14 protein-coding genes are annotated in these 14920 nt (G+C 60.7%); 2 read left to right on the top strand and 12 right to left on the bottom strand.

Features of this window, described 5'->3' with window-relative positions; translation table 11 throughout:
- Positions 1-18 precede the first annotated feature (18 nt).
- The 7 genes from AB7F49_RS00850 to AB7F49_RS00820 all read right to left on the bottom strand — a co-directional run bounded on the left by AB7F49_RS00850 (position 19) and on the right by AB7F49_RS00820 (position 7298).
- On the bottom strand, positions 19-786 hold the full coding sequence (locus AB7F49_RS00850) for an aspartate/glutamate racemase family protein (RefSeq protein ID WP_428519464.1): 768 nt from the start codon (positions 784-786) through the stop codon (positions 19-21).
- Positions 787-1284: 498 nt separating this feature from the next.
- Positions 1285-1710: a PaaI family thioesterase gene (locus AB7F49_RS00845; RefSeq protein WP_428519308.1), complete on the bottom strand. Its 426-nt coding sequence runs from the start codon at positions 1708-1710 to the stop codon at positions 1285-1287.
- A 47-nt stretch (positions 1711-1757) separates the two neighbouring features.
- Positions 1758-3035: a serine hydrolase domain-containing protein gene (locus AB7F49_RS00840; protein WP_428519307.1), complete on the bottom strand. Its 1278-nt coding sequence runs from the start codon at positions 3033-3035 to the stop codon at positions 1758-1760.
- Between the two features lie 29 nt (positions 3036-3064).
- Positions 3065-4063 (bottom strand): MBL fold metallo-hydrolase, encoded by a 999-nt coding sequence (locus AB7F49_RS00835; RefSeq protein ID WP_428519305.1) that lies wholly within the window; start codon positions 4061-4063, stop codon positions 3065-3067.
- A gap of 69 nt (positions 4064-4132) precedes the next feature.
- The gene (locus tag AB7F49_RS00830) at positions 4133-5110 is read right to left on the bottom strand and encodes a Bug family tripartite tricarboxylate transporter substrate binding protein (RefSeq protein ID WP_428519303.1); all 978 of its coding nucleotides are present in this window, start codon (positions 5108-5110) and stop codon (positions 4133-4135) included.
- Between the two features lie 59 nt (positions 5111-5169).
- Positions 5170-6105 carry a D-2-hydroxyacid dehydrogenase gene (locus AB7F49_RS00825; protein ID WP_428519301.1) on the bottom strand — a complete coding sequence of 312 codons (936 nt, stop codon included), beginning with the start codon at positions 6103-6105 and terminating at the stop codon, positions 5170-5172.
- A 14-nt stretch (positions 6106-6119) separates the two neighbouring features.
- Complete coding sequence (locus AB7F49_RS00820) at positions 6120-7298, bottom strand: thiolase family protein (RefSeq protein ID WP_428519299.1); 1179 nt, start codon at positions 7296-7298, stop codon at positions 6120-6122.
- Positions 7299-7480: 182 nt separating this feature from the next.
- Between AB7F49_RS00820 and AB7F49_RS00815 the strand changes: the two genes are divergently transcribed.
- Positions 7481-8182, top strand: coding sequence for a TetR/AcrR family transcriptional regulator (locus AB7F49_RS00815; protein ID WP_428519297.1), 702 nt, complete (start codon positions 7481-7483; stop codon positions 8180-8182).
- On the opposite strand, the gene AB7F49_RS00810 is transcribed toward AB7F49_RS00815, so the two are convergent.
- Genes AB7F49_RS00810 through AB7F49_RS00795 form a run of 4 tightly spaced genes read right to left on the bottom strand, consistent with a single transcriptional unit; the run spans position 8179 to position 12346 of the window.
- Positions 8179-8940 carry an enoyl-CoA hydratase/isomerase family protein gene (locus AB7F49_RS00810; protein WP_428519462.1) on the bottom strand — a complete coding sequence of 254 codons (762 nt, stop codon included), beginning with the start codon at positions 8938-8940 and terminating at the stop codon, positions 8179-8181. The two genes, AB7F49_RS00815 and AB7F49_RS00810, sit on opposite strands and share 4 nt — an antisense overlap.
- A 19-nt stretch (positions 8941-8959) precedes the next feature.
- Positions 8960-10513: an AMP-binding protein gene (locus tag AB7F49_RS00805; RefSeq protein WP_428519295.1), complete on the bottom strand. Its 1554-nt coding sequence runs from the start codon at positions 10511-10513 to the stop codon at positions 8960-8962.
- Between the two features lie 9 nt (positions 10514-10522).
- A complete protein-coding gene (locus AB7F49_RS00800) occupies positions 10523-11545 on the bottom strand; it encodes an NAD(P)H-dependent flavin oxidoreductase (protein WP_428519293.1) in 1023 nt (340 codons plus the stop codon).
- A 12-nt stretch (positions 11546-11557) separates the two neighbouring features.
- Positions 11558-12346 (bottom strand): SDR family NAD(P)-dependent oxidoreductase, encoded by a 789-nt coding sequence (locus tag AB7F49_RS00795; protein ID WP_428519291.1) that lies wholly within the window; start codon positions 12344-12346, stop codon positions 11558-11560.
- 125 nt (positions 12347-12471) lie between these two features.
- Here AB7F49_RS00795 and AB7F49_RS00790 point away from each other — a divergent pair, with 125 nt between their 5' ends.
- Positions 12472-13245 (top strand): enoyl-CoA hydratase/isomerase family protein, encoded by a 774-nt coding sequence (locus AB7F49_RS00790; protein WP_428519289.1) that lies wholly within the window; start codon positions 12472-12474, stop codon positions 13243-13245.
- A 955-nt stretch (positions 13246-14200) separates the two neighbouring features.
- Here AB7F49_RS00790 and AB7F49_RS00785 read toward each other — a convergent pair.
- Positions 14201-14884: an isochorismatase family protein gene (locus AB7F49_RS00785; RefSeq protein ID WP_428519287.1), complete on the bottom strand. Its 684-nt coding sequence runs from the start codon at positions 14882-14884 to the stop codon at positions 14201-14203.
- Between the last annotated feature and the right edge of the window lie 36 nt (positions 14885-14920).

Genomic DNA, 14920 nt, shown 5'->3' with positions numbered 1-14920 from the left:
CCGGCCCCGGTAAGCAATTCATGCACTTGTCCCGCATTGCGCGGACGCGGCGGGCTGTTTCTCCATGCTGTGCAGATGCCCGCGCTCGCCAATCCACCAGTTCACGCAATGATAGGCAAGGGCCTCGGTCGCGTCGATGAGAAGGCCTGGTGCCGCAGTTACAGGCAACGCGATCGGAATTTCTGTGCAGCCCAGGATGATCCGGTCGGCGCCCCTTGCAACCAGACGGTCACGGGCCTTGTCGAGGAGCGGAACCGCGGCGGCCACGTTGCCCGCCTTAACCTGGTAAATCGCCGGCATTATGAGGGTATTGAGATCGTCCGGCTCCGGTTCCAGGCACTTGAAGCCCCGCGCCTCTATTGACTGCTGGTAGACGCGCGACTGCACGGCACCGGCCGTTGCCAGCACTCCGATATTTGCACCCGGCCGCACCTGCTGTCCGGCGCGCTCACAGGCGGCCTCTGCAATGTGGAAAATCGGTACCAGCGAACATTGCTTGAGCTGATCGTACCAGAAGTGAGCGGTATTGCAGGGGATCGCTATGCAAGAAGCACCCGATCGCGCAAGGATATCGAGGCCAGACAGCATTTCCGGAAGTGGTGACGGTCCGTGACCCTGGATGCTTGCGGTGCGGTCGGGAATGTAGGAAGCCGAATAAGTGATCGTCGGCATATGATCCTGGTCAGAGACTGCCGGCGTAGCGGCAACAAGCTTTCTGAGAAAATCGACCGTTGCGAGCGGCCCCATGCCGCCGAGTATCCCAAGCTTAGGCCTTCTTGAGTTCATCGCATCCCCGGTGTCGATATCCTTTTCTTGAATCACGAGCACAATGGTGACGACATCGTCCAATAAGATCGGCGGCACGAGCGATCAGTAATGCAAATAGTCGACGATGGCTGCTTCACGCCCAGGGTCGGACGTCTCCAAAACTTGCGTATTCCTGCACATTATGGAGCGCAGCCTCGGAGCCGGAGCATTCTGACTGATTGATCATTGTCTACCAAACGATCGAAAATGGTCGCTCTTTGCTTCACGTTGCCACGAAGCAGAGCCTGCATGGCGGCCCAAAGGCATTGCCGCATGGCCGCGCAATCCAGGAAGGGCACCATGCCCGCATCCCGGAGATCCTTCACCGCGACGGCGTCAAACGCGACCTTGTCCCGTTCGCACTTAACGCGCAATCAATCCCCGCGGACGATAATCACCGGCGGCACGCCGCGGCATTCACGGGACCAGCAGCAAACAGCGTGTGCAACTTTCGCGGACCAATGCTGCTTTTTTCAATCATCCGTCAGAACGCGGCGGTTTCCAGGTCGCAGTCGCGTAAGCGATCAGCCTGCCGTCGTCTGCACTTGCTCTGGATTGCAGGAACGAAATGCTGCGGCCGCGTCGCAGGAAGCCGCCCTCGCACCGGACGCGTCCCGAACTCACGGCCGAAAGATACTGCACCTTCATCTCCAGCGTCGCACCCGGCCCGTCGTTCCGATTCAGCAAATGTCCCATCGAGATGTCCATGGCGGTCGCCAGGATGCCGCCATGCAACGTGCCCTGAGGATTGAATAGTCCCGGCATCACATCGAAGGCAACGATGCACATTTCGTCCGTATAGCTCACCTCGAATCCGAGCAGCCGCGACAAGAAGAACGAGCCGAAGACCTGTTGGCCGTCCCCCACAGCGCGCTCACCCATGAGACGGGCGAGTTGCGTCATTTCTTCAGGTGACACTGCGACCATTGAGCTATGCGGGCTTGGCCGGCTCAATGCCGAGCTTTGCTGCTGGTCATTGCACCGTACACCATCGCCCGCAATTCGGCGTGGTAGGCCGCGCGGATTGACGGGCCCTGCATGAAAACGATCCCGATGAGCTTTTCCTTCGGATCGACAAAATATCGTGGACCGGTGATCCCGCCCCAGAACAGGTCGCCTGGATTGCCTTGGAACGGCGCGCCGCCTTCGCTCACTCGTACAGGATTGAACAGACTCCACGAATACCCGTCGCCGGGATGAGCGGCGCCGCGCATCGTTCCAATTTGGTCTGCCATCGCATATCGGACACTTGACGGCGAAAGCAGCCGGACGCCGTTATAGGTGCCCTCGTTCAGCAGGAGTTGCAGCACACGATAGTAATTCTCGGTGGTCGATGCCATCCCGGCGCCGCCGGAGAACCGCTTCGGCGCCCGCGTCACATCGAGCCATTCGAACACCCACATGTCCTTGTCGGCTGGCAGCGGCCGCGCATAGCGCGACACGTCCTGTCCTTTCACATGGAAGGTCGTGTCGGTCATCTTGAGCGGCGTCAGCACCAATTCATTCAGCGCCACGTCCAGTGGCTTCCCGGTGACCCGCTCGATAATGTGCCCGAGCACATCGGTCGCAATCGAATACTCGAACGACATGCCGGGAGCAAAGGCGAGCGGCAATGTTGCGAGTTTCTGCAACATTTCATCGGCTGACATATTGTCGACCCGGTCGATGCCAAGCTCCCGGTACTTGCTGCGCAACGGATTCGCCGGAAAGAAGAAATAGGTGAAGCCGGCGCGATGCGTCATCAGGTCATGTACGGTCGGCTGGCGGCCCGGGACGGCAAGCTCAGCGTTGACTGTCCCGCTTGCATCCTTTTTCTCCACCGCGACCTTCAAGTCTTTCAGTTCCGGCAGGTAGACGGCGATTGGCGTCATCAGTTGCAGTTTGTTCTGCTCGAACAGGCGCAATGCCGCGATGGATGTTATCAACTTGGTGGATGATGCGACGGGATGGATGGTATTCAGCTGCATGCGGATGTTCTTCGCCTTGTCCGCCCAGCCGACCGCTTCATGCAGCACGATCTGGCCGTCGCGTGCCACCAGGACGACCGCGCCAGGACTGCGGCCTTTTTCAACGTCCGCCTTCAGCCAGTCGACAATGGCATTCAGCCGGGCGCCGTCGAAGCCCGCGCGTGTCGCCGCGACCTTCTGATTGTCACGAGCGGCGGCTGGCGCATGGAGCGACAAAATGAGCGCGAGACCCAAGGCAATGGCGGAGATGACTTTTCGCATTGGCTTTCCCCCTATTCGTTGTCGCAGAATTAAATCGTCGGGTTCCACAGAACCGGAACCTCGCGATAGCCATCACCGCTCTTTTCGATCCGAGCGACCGCGGGGAAAGGAAAATGAAAGCCCTGCATCAACATCTTCTCCGCGACCAGCATGTCGTAGACCTTGCGGCGTGTTGCCTCCGCCATCGCGGCATCCTGGTCGAACCAGACATGCCAGCCGGGATTGCGGACGAACAGCATGGGGAAATGCGCAACGTCGCCTTGCAGGAACATCTTGTCTGAGCCCGAGGCAATGATCAGCGAATTGTGCCCGATGGTATGACCGTTGGTCGCGACCGAGGTCACACCCGGCACGACCTCCTTGCCCGGCTCGTAAGCCGCGGTGCGCTTCAATACCTCGCCCGCAAAAACTCTTCGAACATTCTTGAATACCGCTTCGATCAAGCCCTTCGGGGCGCGTGACATCTCGCCATCGTCGAGCCAGTAAGAGCGTTCGAGGGCTGGGATCAACACCTCGGCATTCGGAAAGGCGAGCGACCCATCGGCCAACAGCAGCCCATTGATGTGATCTGGATGCAGGTGCGTGATGATGACGCCGTCGACCGACTTGGGGTCGATACCCGCTGCTCCCATATTGCCCAAAAGCTGGCCCCCCAGACCCTTGGTGCTGACATTGGCAGCCTGGCCGAGTCCAGGGTCGATCACATAGACCTTGCCGCCACTATTCACGACCGTCGGGTTGTAAGGCGTGACCATCTGGTTGCGATCCATGAAGATGGTCGCGAGCGCCGCGTCCACGACCTCTGGCTTGACATTCGCGACGTAGTTTTCGGCCATCTTGAAACGAGCAATGCCATCGGTGACCACCGTCACCTCAATGTCGCCGATCTTGTAGCGATACCATCCGGTATTCTGCTTGCCCTGCGGTGCAGCGGCGGCATGTACAGACGGCATCCCGCCGCTTGCGATAGAGCCCGCCGAAACGGCTGCGGCGGCAGACAGAATAGCACGACGTGTCAGCTTGCTCATGATCGAGCCCTCCCAGACAGCGATGTGAAACGGAGCGTGAAGCCGCCGGCTCATGCCGGCGGCGAGCGTTCAGCCAGCCGTGATCTTGTGATCACGGGCGACCTTGCCCCACGTATTCATTTCGCGCTGGAAGAAAGCCTTGAAGTCATCGGGCTTGGAAAGGACCACCTTGATCTGATAGGCATCGATCACCTTGCGGCTCGCCGGCAAGGTGAAAATCTTCTCAAGCTCGGCGTGAAATGCCTCGATGACCGGGCGTGGCGTGCCGCCCGGCGCGAAAATGCCCCACCAGGCGTCCGCATCGATGTCGGTGAAGCCGAGTTCTTTCGCGGTTGGGACGTTCGGCAGATGCGCCTGCCGCGTGGCGCTGGTCTGCAGAATAGGGCGAGCGGTACCCGCCGCGATGTGTTGCGCGACAATCGAAGACGACCCGATGAAACCATCGATATGACCGGCCAGCGCATCGTTAAGCGCAGGTGTGCCACCCCGGTAGTTGACATGGGTCATCGGCACCTTGGCCCGCTCGGAGATCATGGTCATGGTGAGATGACCGAGCGTGCCGGCGCTCCCTGAGCCGTAGTTCAATCCGCCCTTCGACTTGCCGTAAGCCACCATTTCCTGGAAAGTCTTGAAAGGGCTCTTTGCGCCGGTGACGAACACCATCGGCGAGGTACCGATCAGCGTGACCGGAACCAGATCCTTGTCATTGTCATAGGGTAGATTGGGGATCAGAGTCGGCAACACCGCGTGAATGTCGAAGGTTAGCAACCAGGTCTCGCCATCCGGCGCCGACTTCGCCACAGTCGCGGCGCCGACACTGCCGGAGGCACCGGTCTTGTTCTCGACGACGAAGGTGCCGTTGCGGCCCTGCTTCAGCCCGTCCGCAACCATGCGTCCGAGCGCATCGACCGAACCGCCCGCCGCGAACGGGACAACGACCCGAACATTGCTCGGGTTCCAGGTTTGCGCGCAAGCGACTTTCGGTATCGCAACGCCGGCCGCGATTGCGGCAGAACCTGCAAGCATGTACCTCCGCGATATTGTCATCTCCATTCCTCCCATCATGATGCCGGTCGTGCCGGCTTGTGTTTATCGTTGGTCGAGTGTCACGCCTGTACGATGTTGACGAGCGGCCTCCCTTGTGTGAAGCGGACAAGATTGTCGGCGAAGAGCTGCGTCAGTCGCTCCCAATACCGCGCTGAATTCATCGCCTTGTGCTGCGTCAGCAATACCTTCGGATGTTTCCAGAACGGATGTCCTGCCGGCAACGGTTCGACATCGGTGACATCAAGACCGGCGCCTGCGATGTGATCGCTATCGAGTGCAGAAAGGAGGGCTGTTTCGTCGACCGCGTTACCGCGCCCTACATTGTAGAAATACGCGCCGGACTTCATGTGCGAGAACCATTCGGCATCGAATGCTCGTGCATTGGACTCGTGCCCAGGCACGCAGACAACGACGTGATCGGCCTTGCCGATTGCTTCGGCGGTGTTCTTGACGGCGAATGTCCGCTCGAAGCCATCGACCGCGCGGCCATCCCTGTTAATGCCAAAAGCGCGCATGCCGAGGGCACGGGCGCGCCTGGCGATTTCGGTGCCGATAGAACCGGCGCCCACGACGGCGAGGCTCTGGCCGTTTAGTTCAGGATAGTCGAATGAATTTTTCTCAATCCAGCAGCCCTCAAGCTGCGCGCGCAGCAGAAGGCCCATCCGGCGATTGAAATGCAGCATCATCGCCAGCACATGTTCGGCAATGCTGGGCGACCCCACGCCACGCGCATTGGTGACCACAATTCCACGCTGCAGGGTGTTCTGGAAATCGACGATATCGGTGCCAGCCGCGAATAGCTGGATCCACTTGAGTGACGTTGCGGCCTGAACGAAATCGGGCTTGGGCCAGCCCAGGATGACATTCGCTTCGCTTGTCCTGAACGGCGCCTCGAGTCCCGGTCCCGCGAATCCGATCGCCGGAAATTGCTCACGCAATTGCGACACGAGCGCAGTAGGCAACCGGAACGTCAGACCGACCTTTGGAGCATCCATGTTCAGCGCCGCTCCTAGCTCGACAGGATGGTGACCACGGCCGCGGCCGATTCACGCCCGACTCGGCCGCCGCTATTCTCGGCCAGGCCGACGCGGGCACCTTGCTTCTGACGTTCGCCGGAACGGCCGCGAATCTGGTCGGCGAGCTCGCAGACCTGCGCGAGACCGCTGGCACCGACCGGATGGCCGCGACAGAGCATTCCACCGCTCGGATTGACCGGTACCCGCCCTCCGAGCGCGGTCGATCCCTTGCGGAAGAAGTCCGGCCCTTGGTCCGGGCCGCACAAGCCGAGCATTTCGTAAAGCCAAAGCTCCGCCGGAGTCGTGGCATCATGCAGTTCGACAACATCGACATCCTGCGGGCCGATGCCGGCCTGTTCGTAGGCCTTGATCGCTGCGCGTTCGACGATGCCTTCGGATTCGCGATCGGCGATCCCGGACGTCACCACGCAGGAGCGCACATAGACCTCGCCGTTGCCGCGTCTGCGCGCGAACTCTTCGCTGCATAGCACGACAGCGGCCGCCCCATCGGCATTGGGCGCGCACATCAGCATGGTCAAAGGCTCGCTGATCATGCGGCTGCTGAGAACCTCCTCGCGCGCAGCGGGGCTGCGGATGAAAGCATTGGGATTGGCGACGCCGGCCGCCCGAGTTTTGACCGCGACATTTGCAAAGTCCTCCGGCGTGGCACCCGTTCGGCTTGCATAGGCCCGCACGCGTTCTGCATAGAGATCCATGAAGATCGACGAGGCATGGCTGCCGAGACGCTGGCGCGTCTCGGCAAGCTCGTCCTGATCCACCGCGCTCGACAAGGCGAGCGAGGTCACGGATTTATCCGGGTGCAGGAATTTTTCGGCACCGACCACCAGCACGCAATCGAATTGGCCGGCCAGCACTGCCGACCAGGCGAGGAAGAAAGCCGAAGAACTCGACGCGCAGGCATTCTCGATGTTGAAGACCGGCTGACCGGAGAGCCCGAGCTTGCGCAGGGCGGCCTGGCCGCGAACCATTTCCTGTCCGGTCAGGAGCCCCGCTGCAGCATTCCCGAAATACACCGCGTCGATGTCGCGGACCCCGACGCCCGCGTCGCGCAAAGCGGCGGAGGCCGCCGCGACCGACATCGGCGCAATCGACTGCTCCGGATGTTTCCCGAAGGGAATAAGGCCGGTACCGGCGACCACCACCCTACTCACCGAATGCCTCCCAAAAGCCCGCCGACTTATTGTTACTGTCGAGTAATATCGAGTTACTTTCGAGTACGATAACAACTCCCGCGCGACCCGGCAAGGCCGCCGATTTGCGCGCTGCACAGGCTGGCGCCGGCGCAAAAGACCGGCTATCGGTCATGGAAAGACGGGGACAATCGGGGCGGCGAATGCGATCGGCGGCAAAATCAGTCAGCAAGAATATCGGCGGCAAGGCACACGCCGCCCGCTCGAAGACTCAGGCCTGGAATGCCACGGTCGTCGACCGCGCGGAGGAGGCGCGACGAAAGCGGCGGGCAGTGATCGCGGAGGCGGCCCGCGCCTTCGGGCATCGCGGGTTTCATAACGTGTCGCTCGACGAAGTTGCGATTGCCCTGAATGTCAGCAAGCCGACACTGTACAACTACGTCAAGAGCAAGCATGAGCTGCTCTACGAGTGCTACAATCTTGCGCTCGATTTCGGCGACGAATTGATGCGCGAAGTGCTTGCGAGCGACGGCAGCGGCCTGGACAAGCTCAGTATTTTCATCACCCGATACATCAGGATGCTGACCGAGCAACTCGGGACAGCCGCGGTATTTTATGAATTCTACTCGATGCGGCCGAGCGACCGCGAGAAAATCCAGCGGCGCCGACGCGGCTTCGACAAGATGTTCCGCAATCTCGTTTCCCAAGGAATTGCCGACGGCTCGATCGCACCATGCGATCCGAAGCTCGCCGTGTTCTGGTTCATGGGCGCGATTTCAGGAATTCCGCGCTGGTTCAATCCCGATGGCGAATTGTCCGGCGAGGAGATTGCCAACGCCTTCGTGACGTTCCTCAAGAACGGCGTTGCCGCGCCTGCCGCGAACAATTCCGGAAGGCGCGGCTAGCGCCCCTCGCCTTTTTTCATAAACGCCGCGACTCCATCCTTGAATTGCTCCGATTGAAGACAGAGTTGCTGCGCCTTCGCCTCGGCCACGAGAATTTCGGAGAGCGATTGGCCCTCGCCGCTCAGGATCGCCTTGGTCAGACCGAAAGCTTGCGGCGGATGACGCGCGAGTTTCGTTGCAAGCTCCACTGCCTCCTCCTGAACCCGGGCGTCATCGGTCACGAAATCGGCAAGGCCGATCCGTTCGGACCGCGCGCCGTCGACCCGCTGGTCGATGAACAGAAGCTGGCGCGCCATCGCAAGTCCGACACGGCGTGGCAGATGATGCAGAATGCCTGCATCCGGGATGAGACCGATCCGAAAAAAGGGAAACACGAAGGTCGCGCCGCGGCCCATCACGATGAAATCACAGGCAAGTGCAAATCCCGCGCCCCCGCCCGCCGCCACACCCTGGACCGCCGCGACCAGCGGCTTCGTACAATTGCCAAGCGCGACGATGAAGCGACGGAGACCCTTCATATAATCCGGGATATCGGCCTCGGTCAGTCCGCTGATCCGTTCGATGTCGCCGCCCCCGCTGAAATGTCCACCCGAACCAGTTAGGATGATGGCACGCACCGACGGATCGACCTCGCCTGCCTTCATGGCGTCGAGGATCTGCGCACGCAATTCCGGGGTCACCGCATGCCGCCGCTCCGGCCGGTTCATTACGATCCGCAGAATGTCGGGCCGCGGTCTTTCGATCAGGATCAGGTCCATCTGCAAGCCGTGGGTTTTCCTAAATCTTGCGCTCGTGCCCCTGCCAGAACTTGCCGCGAATCTCACGCTTCAGAACCTTGCCGACCGCGCTTTTCGGTAGATCTGGCCAGATTTCGACCGATTTCGGCGTTTTCACGCTGCCTAGCTGCGCCTTCACCGTCGCCAGCAATTCGTCCGTGTCGAGCGCGGTACCGGGCTTCAGTTGCACGATCGCCTTGAGCGCCTCGCCCCATTTATCGTCCGGCACGCCAATCACCGCGCAATCGAGCACTTCGGCCCGCATCAGGATCACACGCTCGACTTCGGACGGATAGATATTGAAGCCACCGGTGATGATCATGTCCTTCTTGCGGTCGACAAGGTAGACGAAACCATCCTCGTCCTTATAGCCGAGATCGGATGTGTGGTGCCATCCGAACAGCCGCGATTCCCGGGTGGCTTCGGGATCGTTGTAATATTCCATCATCACGATGTTGCTGCGAACCACGATCTCGCCAATCTCGTTCGGTCCGAGCAGGTTGCCGTTGTCGTCCATCACCTCCACCATGGTGTGCATGGTAGGACGACCGCAGCTCTCCAGCCGCTTCGACTTCTTGAGCGAGGAGACTGCCTCGGCATGATCCGCAGCCGACATGAAGGCCATGGACATCGCGGCTTCGGTCTGCCCGTAGAGCTGGCACATGACAGGTCCGAACACCTGCATGGCCTCACGCAGCTTCGAAGTCGACATGGGCGATGCGCCATAGATCAAGTATTTCAACGACGAATAATCGAAATCGCGAACCCTGGGATGGGCCAGGATCATATAGATCAGCGTCGGCGGCAGCAGCGTCGAGACGATCCGGTGCCGCTCGATGCATTCCATAACCGCCAGCGGATCGGGCTTCTTCATCATGAAGACGCTGCCGCCAAAGGCGAGAATAGTATAGCAGACGCCACCACCGGCGTGAGTCATCGGGGACGCACAGAGATAGCGTGGCGGCTCGTCATAGGGCATGTGGGCGGAAATGTTGGAGACGACCGTCTGCAGCGTCAGGTTGCTCTGCACCACGCCGCGCGGCGCACCGGTTGTGCCGCCGGTGCTGGCGATGCGGATCGGGGATAGATAGTTCGTCCCGGATGGGATCGGCGCGTCCGAATGAGGCTCGCACCATTGCAGGAGCGCGGGCGAATGCTCGGTCCGCCGGTCGACGCAGACATGCCCCTTCAGGGACGGCACCGCCGCCGCGATTGCCGGTAGATGCTGCTCGATATCGCTGTGGTAGAATAGCCATTCGGCTTCGTAGCGGTTGAGCAACGCAATGTTGTCGGCGACGGTGTTGCGCGCATTGATCACGATCCAGATGCAGTCGGATCGGTGAATCCCGAGCACCGCAACGAAACCCTCGACATCGTTGGGGCTGTAGACTGCCACTTTCTTTCCGGGCGTGAGGCCGTTCGCTCTGAGCGCATAGGCGATCTTATTGGTGAGCTTCACCGTTTCCCGATAGCTGTAGCCATGTGTGTCGTCGTGCAGGCAAAGTCCGTCTTGCGAGATTGCAGCGCCCCGGTCGAGGAAATCGATGATCTTCATCGCCGCGCCTCAGGCCAAACGCCGTGCGCGAGGGTTGCCGCTCGTCGCCGTCAGGCCTTGCACGCGGTCGCTCGCTGCTTTCGCATCGTCCAGCAGGTCGTCGAAAATCTGCTCGACGGTCTGTTGCTCGCGGACATAAGCCACCGCAGGACCGAGATCGATCAGCCCCTCCCGGAGATCGCCGCTCTCATAGGCATTGCGGGTGAGGGCGCCGCTCATCAGCGGCAGGTAACGCTCGATTTCGGCGATCCGCTCGGCCTCCATGTCGGCGACCATCTTCGCGGTATCGTTGGCGAGTACCCGATGATTGTTCTGGAAGCTTGCCAGCACCAGGCGAGTGTCGCGCTCGTCGAGCCTCAGCAATTGCTGCTTGTATTCCGGATGCGCCCAGATTTCGGCCGCAGCCAGCATGCGCGAACCGAGCAGCACGCCGTCGGCGCCCGCCGCCAGGGCGGCCAAGATCTGACGCCCGGTGCCAATTCCGCCCGCGATCGCGAACGGAATTTTCAGCCGCTCCGAGGCAAGCGGTGCCATCGCGAACGAGCTAGCGATGTCCATGCCCGGATGGCCGCCCCCGTCAATTCCGACCAGCGTGACCGCATCGACGCCGAGCTTCTCAGCACTTAGCGCGAAACGAACCGATGGCGCCTTGTGGATGACGGTGCAGCCTGCCGCTTTCAGCCGCGGGGCGATGATGTCGGGCGAATGGCCTGAGGTCTCGATGATCCGAACGCCTGCGTCGAGCAGCGTATCGACGAAACGCGGCAGCCTGTCGTTGGCTTCCTTGCGGCGGGAGACCGACAGGCAGACACCGAATGGCTTGCCGCTGGTGAGTTCCCGGCAGAGCCGCAATTCTTCGCGAAACTTCATCTGATCCGGGAACGACAGAGCGGTGATGAAACCCATGCCGCCGGCATTGACCACAGCCGCGACATACCGGGCGTCGGCAAGATGCATCAGGCCGCCGCACAGGATCGGATGCGAGATGCCGAGCAATCTGGTCAATCGTGTCGAAAACAGCGGATTGCGCATGAGTGGGGCTGCCTATGGCGCAATGGCGTAACCGCCATTCACCGCATAGGTCTGACCGGTGACCCAGCTTGCGGCATCGGAGGCGAGATAGAGGATCATGGCCGAGGCGTCACGCGGCTCACCGAGCCTTCGGATGACATATCGGCTCAGCTTCTTTTTCACCATGTCCGGATCGGCATTTCGATCCGAAAGGCCTGGCGTCGCTACGCCGGCGAGCGAAACGCAGTTCGCGGTGATCAGATGGCGGCCGAGCCCCTTCGCCAGCGCTCGCATGAAACCCGCGGCGCCCGCCTTCGCACCGGAATACACCGCATAATTCGCCTCACCGACGCGACCTGCTTCCGAGATCACGGTAACAATGCGCCCGTAGCCGTTCGCAATCATGCGCGGCACCACGGCATGGCAACAATTCAGCACGCCGTAGAGATTGGGACCGAGCCAGCGACTCCAATCCTCTGGACCGACTTCCCAGAAATTCGGCAGGTTCTTCTCGATTTGCGAGGTTCCGGCATTGCCGGCGTTGTTGACCAAAATGTCGATGCGGCCGAAACGCTCGATTGCCTTGTCGACCATCGCCGTCACCGCGGCGTAATCGGCGACGTCGGCCTGGACGGCGAACGCGCCGACGCCGCGCTCGCGCAAGAGCGCAGCAACCGCCTCGGCGCGATCGAGATGGAAGTCGTTGACCACGACGGCCTCGATGCCGTGATCGGCAAACAGCAGAGCGGTATCGCGCCCGATTCCCTGCCCTGCGCCGGTAATCAGGGCTACCCGTTCGTTCAGATCGAAGACGCCTGACAAGATCCCTCCCCGCCGCGGAAACTCTGCGTTTCCCGTCGACTGCATTTCAGGATGATCGTAGCGGGCGAATGATATACTGTAAAGTCAGTCCACTGACGTTGCCGTAAAGGCTGACCGGAGGGTGCATGATCGAGATTGAGAGACGAGGCGGCGGGCTTTGGATATTCATGAACCGGCCGGACGTGCTCAACGCACTGCATCCGGCCATGATCGCCGCGATCAATCAGGCGCTTGATGTCGCAGCCGAAGAGAGCGACCTTCGCGCCATCGTATTGTCCGGCCGTGGCCGCGCCTTCTGCGCAGGCGCCGACATGAAATACAACCAGTCTGTCAGCGGCCTGCCCGGCGGAAATACCGCATTCGTGCGCGCGGTGTCCGAACTCACGATCCGGCTTGAGACATTCCCCCTGCCCGTCCTTGCCACGATCAACGGCACCGCCGTTGCGGGTGGTCTGGAACTGGCGCTGGGATGCGACCTGATCATTGCCTCTTCAAGCGCCAAGCTCGGCGACATGCATTCCAATTATTCGCTGTTTCCGGGCGGCGGCGCCTCCGTGCGGCTCACCCGACGCATCGGCGCGCCGCAGGCCAAGCGGCTGATGTTCTGGGGTGAGACCGTTGCGGCATCGCGGGCGCAGGAAATCGGCCTGGTCGACATGGTTCTGGCTGACGAGCAATTACACGATCATGTCGACGATCTTGTCTCGAAGCTCGCTGACAAGAGTCCTCTGGTACTTCGGCGCCTGAAATCGGCGATCAATCGCGCGGGTGACATGGACGCGCGACTGGCGCTGGAATGGGAGCGCGATACCAACGAACTGCACAGCCATTCGCATGACCGTGCCGAAGGACTCCGCGCCTTCGTCGAAAAGCGCAGGCCTAATTTCCTGGGACGCTAATGATCGATTTTCTCCGCTTCTGCTCCAGTCGAGTTTGTCCGACCACATCTTGATCACGTCGGAGATGGCCGTCAGCGACAGCATCCAGAACAGGCGTCCGGTCAGCGCCACATGAGCGTCATACTGACATCGCCCGGCATGCCGTCCAGCCAGTCAGCGACCTGGAACTTGATGTGGTGGCCCGTCGCCTCCACGTACTACTTCCAGAATGCGGCGACGTACCAATCACCACCGCGACATTGTTCGTGTCGGGCAGAACTTGAAGAATATTCCTGACCGCGGCGTACAATCGATCGCAACCGCGACGACAGTGTCATTTGACACTGATCTCGACCCTCGTCGTGCGCATCATTCCGGTGAGCTGTCGGGACGCTCGCCCAGCCGACTCTGACCAGCGATCAACCCACCGACATTCGACTTCGAATCAGCCATGCCCGCGCGCCGGCGCGAACGCGGGGATCTAGCGGCGCACCGGTTGGGACAGGCTAGCTCACTCTGCGGGTGACCATGCCGAATGGCTCTGGCTGAAGCACTTGCATTCCATCGAATGCCCAATCCGGTTCTCGGCTCCTTTCAGGTTGCAGAGCCGAAATCCAATCTCCGCGAGGCTGGCCCGCGAATTCAAAGTCAGGTCTACCGTGTGGAGGAGATTCGGCGGAAACCGGTTCGCATATTCAATTTGATGCTGCGCAGGCCGGCCGATTGGTTTGCGCGCCCCATTGCCGAACCGGGTCTGCGCCCCGAAACGGTCGCAGCGCTCCGGCAACCCTCGACGTAATCGAGCTGGCGACGATGTCCGGTCCGAATGTTGATGCAAGCGATCCGGCTGCGGACGCTCTGTCGTCGGAGATCCTGCGGGCGCGCTGGCGGACGGTGTTTCGGAAGGAGCCGCCGCCTACCCCTACCGCAATCTAACCCGAGCATGATCGAGTGAACGAACGCAACCGATCCACGGTCAACTACAGTTGCTCTTCACCTGGCTGATAACTTCGCTAGTCGGAACTACGTCGGCGTATTTGCTGGCGAGGTCGAACAAGCTAATCGCGTGAGGAACCTGCCCTCTATCGTAAACGGCATCCTCCGGGATCACCACAGGATAATTGAGAGAGCAACCGTCAACTGCCGTAGCTCGCACACAGCCACTTGTCGCACATCCGACGATGACGAGCGAATCTGCGGAGAACGAAACAAGATAGCTCGCCAAAGCTGTTCCAAAAAACGCGCTCGCGTGAATTTTCGGCAAGATCAATTCCTTACCTCGTGGCGCGATCTCGGCGACAAATTCGTAACCTTTCGGAGGCACGTCGAGAATCCCCGGCGCCTTTGCACCGAAACCCTTGTCGTCGTGCTCCCCCTTTGGAGCAACGCAAGGATGCAGGATAGGAAGACCGCACGACCGAAACACCGCAATCAACTCCGCAATCTTCGGAATAGCACGCCAGGCATACTCGCCGCATGCCGTCGGATATTCCTTGATGGCTTCCATTATTGGCCTGCTCACGGAGCCGGCAGTCCGGTACTGGACGTCGATAACCAGCAAGGCGGGTCGCTTGCCAAAACCCGTCCGATGCCCGAATCCGGCGGCCTGATAGACGGCAAGATCGGCCTCTGAAATCAAGCCATCCCATGGGCGCCCCATTAGTCGATCCTCCTTACAAAACCTGACTTTTCTTCT

This window comes from Pseudorhodoplanes sp. (assembly GCF_050250235.1).
In the GTDB taxonomy this organism is placed as follows: domain Bacteria; phylum Pseudomonadota; class Alphaproteobacteria; order Rhizobiales; family Xanthobacteraceae; genus Pseudorhodoplanes.
This window is presented reverse-complemented; position numbering and strand designations above follow the sequence as displayed.